The sequence below is a fragment of the Nevskia sp. genome (genome assembly GCF_023266035.1).
Taxonomy (GTDB): Bacteria; Pseudomonadota; Gammaproteobacteria; order Nevskiales; family Nevskiaceae; genus Nevskia.
Genome location: NZ_JAHFRY010000053.1, coordinates 11,535 through 23,114, shown reverse-complemented (window position 1 = coordinate 23,114; position 11,580 = coordinate 11,535). Strand labels below are relative to the sequence as shown.

Sequence of the window (11,580 nt, the reverse complement as noted above, 5' to 3'; positions counted from 1 at the left end):
CAGTCCGGCGCTTTTCGGAGGGGTCCGTCCCCTGATCTGTCAGGGCGCGAAGTTCGGCACTTCTCGCCAGCGCCTGCTTCAAGGTGGTCTCCGGGTACGGACGCCCCACCGTCATCATCTTCCGCTTGCCGCCAACGGAGAATCGCTGCCGCCAATACTTCGACCCGTCCGGCATAACGATCAACGTCAGCCCATGTCCCGCTGCCATCGTGTACTTGTCAGCCTTTGGCTTGGCGTTTTTGATCTCCAGCTCAGTCAGCTTGGCAGCCATTGGTAGCACCAGATTCGAAGTTCGCTCGATTTTGGTAGCAAAACGATTTGGTAGCAAACAGTGCTACCAAAATTGCTACCACGCTGGACTCGGCACCGGTTGGCCCACTTAGGAACCGTCAGGCACAAAAAACCCCGCATTTCCGCGGGGTTAGTTGTATCTTCGGACACTTTTGGAAGCTGTCGGAAGCGGTGTTGGCTGGGAGACTAGGACTCGAACCTAGATAAACAGAGTCAGAATCTGTTGTCCTGCCATTAGACGATCTCCCAAAAACCTTGAAGCTTTCGACCGTGACGGCGCCTGCGAAGGCACCGCCACAGATATCGATTAGCGCTTCGAGTACTGCGGAGCGCGACGGGCGCCGTGCAGGCCGACCTTCTTGCGCTCGACTTCGCGAGCATCGCGAGTGACGAGACCGGCAGCACGCAGACCCGGACGCAGGGCCTCATCGTACTTGATCAGGGCGCGGGTCAGACCGTGACGGATCGCGCCGGCCTGGCCGTTTGGGCCGCCGCCGGCAACCGTCACCTTGATGTCGAAACGGCCGACGCAGTCGGACACTTCGAGCGGCTGGCGAACCAGCATGCGCGAGGTTTCGCGGCCGAAGTAGGCCTCGACGGTCTTGCCGTTGATGACGATGTCGCCCTTGCCCGGACGGATGAAAACGCGGGCGGCGGCGGTCTTGCGACGGCCGGTGCCGTAATGCTGGTCAGCAGGCTGCTTGAGCGTGGCCATGGATTAACCCTTGATCGTGAAGGTGGTGGGCTGCTGCGCGGTGTGCGGGTGCTCGGCACCGGCATAGACCTTCAGCTTGCGGTACTGCGCGTAGCCCAGCGGGCCCGACGGCAGCATGCCTTTGATCGCCTTCTCGATAACACGTTCCGGATGCTCGGCGGTCATCTTGCCCAGCGTCGTGAACTTGATGCCGCCCGGATATTCCGTGTGGCGCCAGTAGATCTTGCCTTCCATCTTGTTGCCGGTCACACGGATCTTGTCGGCATTGATGACGACAACATAGTCACCGGTGTCGATGTGCGGGGTGAACTCCGGCTTGTGCTTGCCGCGCAGACGGCGTGCGACTTCCGAGGCGAGACGGCCCAGAACAACGCCTTCGGCGTCGATCAAGGTCCAATCACGCTTCGCATTTTCATTGGTTGCGAAATAAGTGCCCATTTTCCTGCTCTGATTGCCTCGCAAACTTGCGTCTGGAGGTGGTTATAGTTCGGTCTTCGCGATGTTTTGCGCCGACGTCGGGTACAGCGGGACGCGGATTGTAGTGTGGTCCCCGTGACCACGCAACCGCGCGCCTCCATGGCTGCGCTTCGATGACCGCCTAATGGCCAAAGTTGATCTTGGCTTCGAGATTGGTGCGCGAATCGGCATGGGCCAGCGCTTCGTCGAGCGAGATCAGGCCGTCCTTGTACAGGCTGTGCAGCGAGGTATCGAAAGTCTGCATGCCGGCGTCCGAAGACTGGCTCATCGCTTCGCGAATCTCTTCGATGCGGCGGCCGACGATCAGGTCCTGCAGGAACGGCGTGTTGATCAGCACTTCCACGGCGGCAACCCGGCGACCATCCAGACGCTTGACCAGCCGCTGCGAGACGATCGCCCGCAGGCTCAGCGAAAGGTCCAGATAAAGCTGCGGCCGCAGCGCATCCGGATACAGGTTCACGATCCGCTGCAGCGCCTGATAGGCGTTGTTGGCGTGCAGGGTCGAGATCGCCAGATGGCCGGTGTTGGCCAGCTGCAGGCAGGCGTCCATCGTTTCCCGGGTGCGGATCTCGCCGATCTGAATCACGTCCGGTGCTTCGCGCAGCGCTGAATGCAGCGCCCGTTCGTAGCTGACCGTGTCCTGACCGATTTCACGCTGGTTGACGATCGAGCGCTTGTTGGCGTGGACGAATTCGATCGGGTCCTCGATGGTCAGGATGTGGCCGGCCGCGTGCTCGTTGCGGTGATCGATCATCGCTGCCAGGGTCGTCGATTTGCCGGACCCGGTCGCGCCGACCATCAGCAGCAGGCCGCGTTTCTGCATGACCATCTGCGCCAGGGTCTCCGGCAGGTTCAGATCAGCGAGCTTCGGCGCTTCGGATTTCACATAGCGCAGCACCATCGCCACCGTGCCGCGCTGGGTGAACACATTGACCCGGAAGCGGCCCAATCCGGCGGCTTCGATGGCGAGATCGATCTCGCGCTCGCGATCAAAGCGTTCCTGCTGCTCGGGATTCAGGATCGAGCTGGACAGTTCACGGATGAAATCGCTGGTCAATACCGAACGGCCGACCGGATGCAGATCGCCCTCGATGCGCAGCATCGCCGTGGCGCCCGCACTGAAGTACAGATCGGAAGCCTGCTGCTCGACCGTCAGCTTCAGATACGCAAGAAGCTTCTCCATGCCTATCTCCGCAGCTGGGCGTTGGCTTCTTCTTTCATCTGCAAGCCTTTCACCGCCGGATCCTCGAGCAGGTTTTCGCGCATGCGTTTCGATTCCAGCTTCACCTTGAGGCGCAGTTCGTTCTGCGAATCGGCATTGCGCACGGCTTCGTCATAGGAAATCTGGCCGCTCTCGAACAATTGGTAGAGGTACTGATCGAAGGTGACCATGCCCTGCTCGTTCGAGCGGCTCATCACTTCCTTGATGCCGACGACTTCGCCCTTGAAGATCAGATCGGCGATCAGCGGCGAGTTCAGCATGATCTCCACGGCCGGCACCCGGCCGCCGTTCTCGCGCCGCACCAGACGCTGTGAAATCACCGCGCGCAGGTTCAGGCTCAGGTCCATCAGCACCTGTTCGCGTTTTTCCTCACTGAAGAAATTGATGATGCGGTCGAGCGCCTGATTGGCGCTGTTGGCGTGCAGGGTGGACAGCACGAGATGGCCGGTTTCGGCGAAGTTGATCGCGTACTCCATGGTTTCGCGAGTGCGGATTTCACCGATCTGGATCACGTCCGGCGCCTGACGCAAGGTGTTCTTGAGTGCTGCTTCCCAGCTCAAGGTGTCGGTGCCGACTTCGCGCTGGGTGATCATGCAGCCGAGGTGCGGATGCACGTACTCGACCGGATCCTCGATGGTGATGATGTGGCCCTTGGAGTTGGCGTTGCGATGGCCGAGCATCGCGGCCAGCGACGTCGACTTGCCGGAACCGGTGGCGCCGACCATCAGGATCAGGCCGCGCTTGGCCATCATCACCTCCTTCAGGCTCGCCGGCAGGCCGATCTGGTCGAAGGTCGGAATCTCGGTGGTGATCGTGCGCAGCACGCCGCCGACCTGGCCCATCTGCACGAAGGCGCTGACCCGGAAGCGGCCGATCGCCGGCGGATTGATCGCGAAGTTGCACTCGTTGGTCGACTCGAACTCCTTGAGCTGGCGGTCGTTCATCAGCGAGCGGATCAGCAGCGCCGAGTTCTGGCCGGTCAGCGGCTTGTCGGTGACCGGCGTCAGCTGGCCGTCGAGCTTGATCGCCGGCGGAAAGCCGGCGCTCAAGAACAGATCCGAGGCGCCCCGGGTTTTCATCTGCACCAGCAGTTGCTGGATCAGCTTGATTGCTTCGTCGCGTTCCATCGTGTGGTCTCGGTGAGGGTCAGGCTGCGCAGCAGGCCGGACGACTAGGCGGCAAAGTCCGCCTTGTTCTCGGCCTTGGTGCGCGCCTCGGCATTGCTGACCACGCCTTTCCTGACCAGATCCTTCAGGCACTGATCGAGCGTCTGCATGCCGTCCCGGGAGCCGGTCTGGATCGCCGAATACATCTGCGCGATCTTGTTCTCCTTGATCAGCGAACGCACCGCCGGCGTGCCGATCAGGATCTCGTGTGCGGCAACCCGACCGCCGCCAGTCTTCTTCAACAGGGTCTGGGCGATCACCGCGCGCAGGCCAGTCGACAGCATCGCGCGGACCATGTCCTTCTCCGCGGCCGGGAACACGTCGACGACTCTGTCGATGGTCTTGGCGGCGGAGGTCGTGTGCAAGGTGCCGAACACCAGGTGGCCGGTCTCGGCCGCGGTCAGCGCCAGGCGGATGGTTTCCAGATCGCGCATTTCGCCGACCAGGATCACGTCCGGGTCTTCGCGGAGCGCCGAGCGCAGCGCCTGGTTGAAACCGAGCGTGTCGCGATGCACTTCCCGCTGGTTGATCAGACACTTCTTCGACGGATGGACGAACTCGATCGGATCCTCGACGGTGAGGATGTGGCCGTAGTCGTTCTCGTTGATGTGGTTGATGATCGCCGCCAGGGTCGTCGACTTGCCGGAGCCGGTCGGGCCGGTGACCAGCACCAGGCCGCGCGGCGTCTCGGCGATGTCCTTGAAGATGGCCGGACACTTGAGGTCTTCCAGCGACATGATCTTCGACGGAATGGTGCGGAACACGCCGCCGGCACCGCGGGCATGGGTGAAGGCATTGACTCTGAAGCGCGCGAGGCCGGGAATCTCGAACGAGAAATCGGTTTCCAGGAATTCGTCGTAGGCCTTGCGCTGCTTGTCGTTCATGATGTCGTAGAGCATCGCGTGCACTTCCTTGTGCTCCAGAGGTGGCAGATTGATGCGCTTCATGTCGCCATCGACTCGGATCATCGGCTCCACGCCGGCGGACAGATGCAAGTCCGAAGCTCCCTGCTTGACGCTGAAGGTCAACAGCTGCGCGATATCCAAGACCGACTCTCCCCGAGTTTTCCTTATGCCGCAGGCTTCGCCGTGATGGCGGCCGTCGCTGGCAGATGATGGACGTATGAGACCTTACTTCACACCCGCATGAATACCGTTTCCGACCGGCTGAGGGATATCCGCCGACGACTGGCTGCAGCCGCCGCCCGCGCTGGCCGTGCGCCGGACGAAGTGAGCCTGATCGCCGTCTCCAAGACCTTCGATGCCGATGCCGTGGCCGAGGTCGCCGAACTCGGCGCGCCGCACTTCGGTGAAAGCTACATGCGCGAAGCGATCGACAAGATCGGCCTCGCCGAAGCGCTGGCCGGCCAGCGTCTGATCTGGCACTTCATCGGCCCGATCCAGGGCAACAAGTGCCGGGCGTTGGCCGGCATGTTCGCCTGGGCACATGGCGTCGACCGCGTGAAGATCGCCGAACGCCTGTCCGAATTGCGCGCGCCGGACCTGCCGCCGCTCGAGGTCTGCGTGCAGGTCAACGTCTCCGGCGAAGCGAGCAAGGGCGGCGTGACGCCGGATGAAGCGGCAGCGCTCTGTGCCGATATCGCCAGACTGCCGAACCTGCGCCTGCGCGGCCTGATGTGCATTCCGGCGCCGGTCGATGACCCGGAAGACTCGCGCGCCTCGTTCCGGCTGCTGCGCGAACTGCGCGACCGCATTCGCGCCTCCGGCAGCGTCGAGGCGAGCGTATTCGATCAGCTGTCGATGGGCATGTCCGACGACTTCGAAGTGGCGATCGAGGAAGGCGCGACGATGGTGCGGATCGGATCAGCGCTGTTCGGGGAGCGAGAAGCAGTGGTCCGTGGCTAGTGTCTAGTGGCCAGTGAAAATGCGGTTATGTTCAGCGACGGTGAGCGCCATGCGCCACACTACTGCCCTCCAACCACTAGCCACTGACCACTGCTTCATGGACCAGAACCAAGCCAAGAAAGCCGCCGCCGAAGCTGCCCTGAAATATCTCGTGCCGGGCGAACTGCTCGGCGTCGGTACCGGGTCGACGGTCAACTACTTCATCGATGCACTGGCTGCTCACAAGCAGGACATTCCCGGCGCCGTGTCGTCGTCGAACGCCTCGACCGAACGGCTGAAGAAGATCGGCATTCCGGTGGTCGAGCTGAACGAGGCCGGCACCCTGTCGATCTATGTCGACGGCGCCGATGAAGCCGACAAGCACCTGCGCCTGGTCAAGGGCGGCGGTGGCGCACTGACCCGCGAGAAGATCGTCGCGGCCGCCAGCCGCAAGTTCATCTGCATCGCCGACGAATCGAAGCTGGTGCCGGTGCTCGGCGCCTTTCCGCTGCCGGTGGAAGTGATTCCGATGGCCCGCTCCTATGTCGCCCGCGAACTGGTGCGCCTGGGCGGCAATCCCAAGCTGCGCGAAGGCTTCGTCACCGACAATGGCGGCCTGATCCTCGACGTCTCCGGTTTCTCGATCATCGATCCGCTGAAGATGGAAACCGAGATCGGCATGCTCGCCGGCGTGATCAGCGTCGGCCTGTTCGCCCATCGTGGCGCCGACGTGCTGCTGCTCGGCGGTCCGAACGGCGTTCGTGAAGTGCTTCCAGCCTGAAGCAGGCCATGCGCGACGATCCCGACGACTGGCTGACCGTCGCGCGCTTCAGCGATGCAGTCGAAGCGCAGTTGCTGCAGGGGCGTTTGCAGGCGGACGGCATCGAAGCCTTCCTCGCCGATCGCAACCACGTGCAGGCCGATCCACTGATCGCGCTGGCCTTGGGCGGCGTGCGGGTACAGGTGAAGGCCCGTGATGTCGGTGCAGCGCAGGCGGTCATCACCGCGCTAGCCTCGGGCGATTACGCGCTCGATGAGGATTTCGATCCGGGCGCCAGCGTCGAGTAGGGCCCCAAAAAAAACGCCCCGACCGCAAAGCGATCGTGGCGTCTGGGTGCAGCAAGCTGCGGCGTTTCAGGTGATCGTGGTGATCTCCCGAAAGGCCGCGTCAGCCCTTAACGGCGCGGACCGCCCGGGCGGCCGCCTTTCTTGTCGTCCTTCGGGCGTTCTTCGTTGACGCGCAGCAGATTGCCGCGCAGTTCCTTGCCGTTCAGGCCGGCGATGGCGGCACGCGCTTCGTGACCTTCCATCTCGATGAAACCGAAACCGCGGCATTTGCCCGAAAACACGTCGTGCGCGAGCTTGATCGAGCGGACGCGACCGTGCGTCGAGAACAGCTCGGTCAGTTCCTTTTCAGTCGTGTCGGTGGGCAGGTTGCCGGCATAGATACGCTTCATCCAATGACTCCTTCTTCTCGGTTAACGGTGAGCGACGCAATCAACGCGTGCGCTGGTTCTGATTGTTGGTGCCGGCCGGCCGCGCGCCATCACGCGACGGACGTGCATGGCGATTGCCGTTGTTGCTGCTCGGCGCGGCGCCGGCACCCGGACGACGGGCACCGTTGCCGGCAGGCGCGTGGCCACGGCCACCCGGCGCATTCCGCGGACGTTCACCACGCTCGCGCTCCGGCGGCGCCGGCGGACGGGCTGCGGCGGCAGCGCGCTCTTCAGCGGTCGGCTGCGAGCCCGGCTCGTAGCCTGGCACCGTCGACGACGGAATCGACTTGCGCAGCAGGCGCTCGATGTCCTTCAGGAAGGCGCGCTCATCCGGCGACACCAGGCTGATCGCTTCACCCTCGGCACCGGCACGGCCGGTACGACCGATGCGATGGACGTAATCCTCCGGCACGTTCGGCAGCTCGTGGTTGATGACGTGCGGCAGCTGGTCGATGTCGATGCCGCGGGCGGCGATGTCGGTGGCGACCAGCACGCGGATCTTGCCGGCCTTGAAATCGGCGAGCGCGCGGGTGCGGGCGTTCTGCGACTTGTTGCCGTGGATCGCGTCGGCCAGGATGTTCTCCCGCACCAGCTGCTCGGCCAGACGATTGGCGCCGTGCTTGGTACGGGTGAAGATCAGCACCTGCTTCCAGTCGCCGGCCTTCACGAGATGCGCGATCAGCGCGGTCTTGCGGCCCTTGTCGACCGGGTGCACGCGCTGGGCAACCAGCTCTGCCGCGGTGTTGCGCGGGGCAACATCGACGCTCGCCGGATCATGCAGCAGGCCTTCGGCCAGCGAACGGATTTCCGGGTTGAAGGTGGCCGAGAACAGCAGGTTCTGGCGCTTCTGCGGCAGCGCCTGGATGACCCGGCGAATGTCACGGATGAAGCCCATGTCGAGCATCCGGTCGGCTTCGTCGAGCACCAGCATCTGGATGCCGGACAGATTCACCGTGCGCTGCTGGAGATGGTCGAGCAGGCGGCCCGGCGTGGCGACGATGATGTCCACACCGCGACGCAGCTGGTCGATCTGCGGATTGATGCCGACGCCGCCGAAGATGATCGCTGTCTTGATCGCCGGCAGATGGCGGCCGTAGGTGCGCATCGAGTCCCCGACCTGGGCGGCCAGTTCACGAGTCGGCACCAGCACCAGCACCTTCGGCGGTGCGACGCGCGCGGTGGTCGCGGCATCCCTTGGCTGCGAGGCCAGGCGGTTGAGGATCGGCAGGGTGAAGGCGGCAGTCTTGCCGGTACCGGTCTGGGCGGCACCGAGCAGATCGCGGCCGGAGATGACGATCGGGATCGCCTGCGCCTGGATCGGCGTGGGCTTTTCGTAGCCTTCGTCAGTGAGGGCGCGCAACAGTTCCGGGCAAAGGCCCAATTCAGCAAACAACATGTTTCATTACTCCTGAAGCCGCCACACCGTGCGCAGAAACGCTCTGCACGGCACCGGTTCAGGCAGTGGGGACGAGGATTTCGAACCGCGCCGACTGGCGCATCGAGGGTTTGTACTACCGGAAAGACCTTGAACTGCGGCGCCAGGGCGGCGGCCGGATGCATCGTCTTCAAGCAGGGGCGCAACCGGAGCGCCTCACCAAACTGGGGCGAAGTATACGCGATCGGCCCCGGCCACGCCCGACCGCGTTTGGCCGCCAGGGGCCGCGCCGGACGAGGCCGGGCTTCGGGCATGGGCGGTGCAGGTATCCTTGCCTGCGCCTGCGGCCGCATCTTGCTGCCGACGTCGTTCCCACAAAAACCGAAGGTAAAAGACCATGAACCACACTCGCTCACTGTCGCTGCTGCTGTCCGCCACCGTATTTTTTGCGGCCTGCAAGAAGGAAGAAGCCGCTCCTGCGGCAGCGCCCACCGCCGAACCGGCTGCCGCCGCACCGGAAGCCGCAGCCGAAGGGCTGAAATCGTCGCCGGCTCCAGAAGGCGCCAAGGTTTCGTTCGCCGAGCTGAAGGACGGCGCCACCGTCAGCAGCCCGCTGCTGGTCAAATTTGCCGTCGAAGGCATCGCCCTGGCCCCGGCCGGCGCCGTGGAACCGGCCAGCGGCCATCACCATCTGGTGATCGACGCCGAGCTGCCGCCTGCTGATGCGCCGATCCCGGCCAACGCCAACTACGTGCATTTCGGCAAGGCCCAGACCGAGGCCACGATCGAGCTGACCCCGGGCACGCACACCCTGCAGCTGGTGTACGGAAACGGCCTGCACGTGCCGTTCAATCCGTCGCTGGCTTCCGACAAGATCACCGTCACCGTCAAGTAAGCGCCGCTCGTCAGCAAATCGCGACGGCTCGGCGGGTGTTCGCCGAGCCGTCCTTTCCACCGCGTCAACCTCCGTCGACCAAGTCCGCAAACAACGATTTGCGCCGTCCCAACCGGCTGACGCCGACGCTGGCCGACACCCTCGAACGGATGTGAAACGGAACCCCGACCAAGCCCCGGCTACCGTCTGCACGCTCCGGCCCGTTCGCCACGCGATCGACTGTCCGGCACTGCAGCCGTCGCCTTTCGCTTCCGCGCCCTTCGCTTGAACAAGCCGCTCTACTTCGGGCCGGTGGCAAGGCCGCTGTTCGGCATGTTGCACCTGCCGCTGGGCGCGTCCCGGCAAACCGGCATCCTGATCTGCAACAGCTGGGGAACCGAATACCTGCGCACCTATCGCGGCCTGCGCGAACTGGCGCAAAGCCTCAGTGCCAGCGGCTTTCCGGTGCTGCGTTTCGACTACGGCGGCACCGGCGATTCCGGTGGAGACGGCCGCAACAGCCATCTGCAGGGTTGGGTCGACGAACTCGGGTTTGCCGCACTGGCCTTGCGCGCGGAAACCGGCTGCAGCCAACTCTGCCTGCTCGGTCTGCGCTTCGGCGCTCTGCTGGCGCAGGAAGCGGTTGCCACGGGAATCGTCAATGCTCAGGCCGTTACCCTCTGGGACTCTCCACCGAGTGGCGAAGTATTCGTCGCCAATCTGCAGCAGATGGATCTGGCGCTGAACCACAAGCGCAGCGGCGAACGTCGCGTGCGCTCCCAGCTGGTGCCGCCGGCGCGCAACGAACTCCTCGGCCACGACTGGCCGGATGGCCTCGCCGCCGACATCGCCAAATTGCCTGGCTTGCGCCGCGACCTGCCCGGCCGGGTGATCTTCGTCAGCCGTGATCGCATTCCGCCGGACAGCGTCGAATCGATCCGCCTGCCCGACGCCGGCCACTGGAGCGATGTCGAGCGCATCCACTCGCCGTGGCTGCCGAGCACCTCGTTCCGCATCGTCACCGAGCGTCTGGCGGATGGCCTGAAATGAACGAGCGGGCAATCTCCTTCGGCGAAAGCGGCGCCCTGTTCGGCATCATCGGCAGCCCCGAGATACCGGATCCGCAGCGCCCGGCGGTGCTGATCCCGAACACCGGCGTCATCCATCGAGTCGGCCCCAGCCGCATGCACGTCGAACTGGCCCGGGCGCTCGCCAGTGCCGGCCTGGTCAGCTTGCGCCTCGACAACGCCGGCCTCGGCGACAGCGAAATCGTGCCCGGCCGCAGCGATGCCGATTCGACGCTGGATCTCTGTGCCGCAATGGATGCGCTCGACGCCCGCAACATCTCCACCGGCACGATCATCATCGGCAGCCATAGCGGCGCCCACGATGCGCATGAAGCGGCCCGGGTCGATCCGCGACTGATCGGCGCCGTGTTCCTCGACGGCTACATCCACTCGACGCCGCGCGCCTGGCTGAACCGGACGATGGCGCGCCTCACCGAGCGCAGCCGCCACCTGCCACCGGCGCCACTCGGCATCAGCCTGACACCGAAATCCGGCAGCGCGCTGCACGATGTCCTGCCCAGCGAGATCCACTATTACGACGCGCCATCGCACCAGCGTATGGAAGCCGATCTGGTCGAGTTCATCCGCCGGCAGCTGTCACTGCTGTACGTCTACACCGGCGATGTCGAGCACCAGTACACCTATGCCGCGCAGCTGATCGACGCCTTTCCGATATTGCGCGGCTATCGCCACCTGACGATTCGCCAGATTCCCGAAGCGGACCACCATTTCATCCGCAGGGCCACCCGCGAAGCCTTGATCGACATGCTCGTCGATTGGGTGCTTGGGGTCGCTGCGCGGCGTCAGACGAGCGCCTAGAGCCGCCGCGCGGCCAGCAGGCTCAGCAGCAGGCCATCGAAGCGGCGCAGCTCGCCGGTCCACTCGAATCCGGCCATGGCCTGTTGCGCACGCGCCGATTTCGCTTCGACGGTGTACCGATCCGAGTCGATTGAAAATGCGATCGCCACCTCGCTGAACTCCAGAAACAGGCCGCGCAGGGGCTGCAGGCATTTGTGCACGCATTCCTTGGCGCTGAAGGCCGGCAAGGCCCAG

General features: G+C 64.2%; 15 protein-coding genes and 1 tRNA gene. 6 read left to right on the top strand and 10 right to left on the bottom strand.

Annotation, left to right across the window (positions count from 1 at the left end; all coding sequences use genetic code 11):
* The 7 genes from Q0D45_RS10115 to Q0D45_RS10085 form a co-directional block, all read right to left on the bottom strand.
* Nucleotides 1-271: Arm DNA-binding domain-containing protein (locus Q0D45_RS10115; RefSeq protein WP_293392110.1), on the bottom strand; the 271-nt coding region annotated here is incomplete at its 3' end.
* 195 nt (nt 272-466) lie between these two features.
* A tRNA-Gln gene (locus tag Q0D45_RS10110) sits at nt 467-540 on the bottom strand.
* A gap of 58 nt (nt 541-598) precedes the next feature.
* Complete coding sequence (gene rpsI, locus Q0D45_RS10105; protein ID WP_022977867.1) at nt 599-1,006, bottom strand: 30S ribosomal protein S9; 408 nt, start codon at nt 1,004-1,006, stop codon at nt 599-601.
* A gap of 3 nt (nt 1,007-1,009) precedes the next feature.
* Complete coding sequence (gene rplM / locus Q0D45_RS10100; RefSeq protein WP_293392104.1) at nt 1,010-1,444, bottom strand: 50S ribosomal protein L13; 435 nt, start codon at nt 1,442-1,444, stop codon at nt 1,010-1,012.
* A gap of 160 nt (nt 1,445-1,604) precedes the next feature.
* Entirely contained in the window at nt 1,605-2,666 is a 1,062-nt protein-coding gene (locus tag Q0D45_RS10095; RefSeq protein WP_293392102.1) for a PilT/PilU family type 4a pilus ATPase, read from the bottom strand.
* A 2-nt stretch (nt 2,667-2,668) separates the two neighbouring features.
* Nucleotides 2,669-3,832 (bottom strand): PilT/PilU family type 4a pilus ATPase, encoded by a 1,164-nt coding sequence (locus tag Q0D45_RS10090; RefSeq protein WP_293392099.1) that lies wholly within the window; start codon nt 3,830-3,832, stop codon nt 2,669-2,671.
* Nucleotides 3,833-3,876: 44 nt separating this feature from the next.
* A complete protein-coding gene (locus Q0D45_RS10085) occupies nt 3,877-4,917 on the bottom strand; it encodes a type IV pilus twitching motility protein PilT (RefSeq protein WP_293392096.1) in 1,041 nt (346 codons plus the stop codon).
* Between the two features lie 99 nt (nt 4,918-5,016).
* Between Q0D45_RS10085 and Q0D45_RS10080 the strand changes: the two genes are divergently transcribed.
* From Q0D45_RS10080 to Q0D45_RS10070, 3 genes are all read left to right on the top strand, one after another.
* Complete coding sequence (locus Q0D45_RS10080; protein ID WP_293392094.1) at nt 5,017-5,736, top strand: YggS family pyridoxal phosphate-dependent enzyme; 720 nt, start codon at nt 5,017-5,019, stop codon at nt 5,734-5,736.
* Between the two features lie 97 nt (nt 5,737-5,833).
* The gene (gene rpiA / locus Q0D45_RS10075; RefSeq protein ID WP_293392092.1) at nt 5,834-6,496 is read left to right on the top strand and encodes a ribose-5-phosphate isomerase RpiA; all 663 of its coding nucleotides are present in this window, start codon (nt 5,834-5,836) and stop codon (nt 6,494-6,496) included.
* Nucleotides 6,497-6,504: 8 nt separating this feature from the next.
* Nucleotides 6,505-6,783, top strand: coding sequence for a DUF2007 domain-containing protein (locus Q0D45_RS10070; RefSeq protein WP_293392089.1), 279 nt, complete (start codon nt 6,505-6,507; stop codon nt 6,781-6,783).
* Between the two features lie 107 nt (nt 6,784-6,890).
* Here Q0D45_RS10070 and Q0D45_RS10065 read toward each other — a convergent pair whose 3' ends face one another.
* Both Q0D45_RS10065 and Q0D45_RS10060 read right to left on the bottom strand, forming a co-directional pair.
* Nucleotides 6,891-7,172: an RNA-binding protein gene (locus tag Q0D45_RS10065; protein ID WP_022977859.1), complete on the bottom strand. Its 282-nt coding sequence runs from the start codon at nt 7,170-7,172 to the stop codon at nt 6,891-6,893.
* A 40-nt stretch (nt 7,173-7,212) separates the two neighbouring features.
* Nucleotides 7,213-8,607 (bottom strand): DEAD/DEAH box helicase, encoded by a 1,395-nt coding sequence (locus tag Q0D45_RS10060; RefSeq protein WP_293392086.1) that lies wholly within the window; start codon nt 8,605-8,607, stop codon nt 7,213-7,215.
* 376 nt (nt 8,608-8,983) lie between these two features.
* Between Q0D45_RS10060 and Q0D45_RS10055 the strand changes: the two genes are divergently transcribed.
* From Q0D45_RS10055 to Q0D45_RS10045, 3 genes are all read left to right on the top strand, one after another.
* The gene (locus Q0D45_RS10055; protein WP_293392083.1) at nt 8,984-9,481 is read left to right on the top strand and encodes a DUF4399 domain-containing protein; all 498 of its coding nucleotides are present in this window, start codon (nt 8,984-8,986) and stop codon (nt 9,479-9,481) included.
* Between the two features lie 264 nt (nt 9,482-9,745).
* A complete protein-coding gene (locus tag Q0D45_RS10050; protein WP_293392080.1) occupies nt 9,746-10,510 on the top strand; it encodes a hypothetical protein in 765 nt (254 codons plus the stop codon).
* Nucleotides 10,507-11,346: a hypothetical protein gene (locus tag Q0D45_RS10045; RefSeq protein ID WP_293392077.1), complete on the top strand. Its 840-nt coding sequence runs from the start codon at nt 10,507-10,509 to the stop codon at nt 11,344-11,346. Before Q0D45_RS10050 ends, Q0D45_RS10045 begins: the two co-directional genes overlap by 4 nt.
* Here the strand turns inward: Q0D45_RS10045 and Q0D45_RS10040 are convergent.
* Nucleotides 11,343-11,580: hypothetical protein (locus tag Q0D45_RS10040; RefSeq protein WP_293392074.1), on the bottom strand; the 238-nt coding region annotated here is incomplete at its 5' end. The genes Q0D45_RS10045 and Q0D45_RS10040 overlap by 4 nt on opposite strands.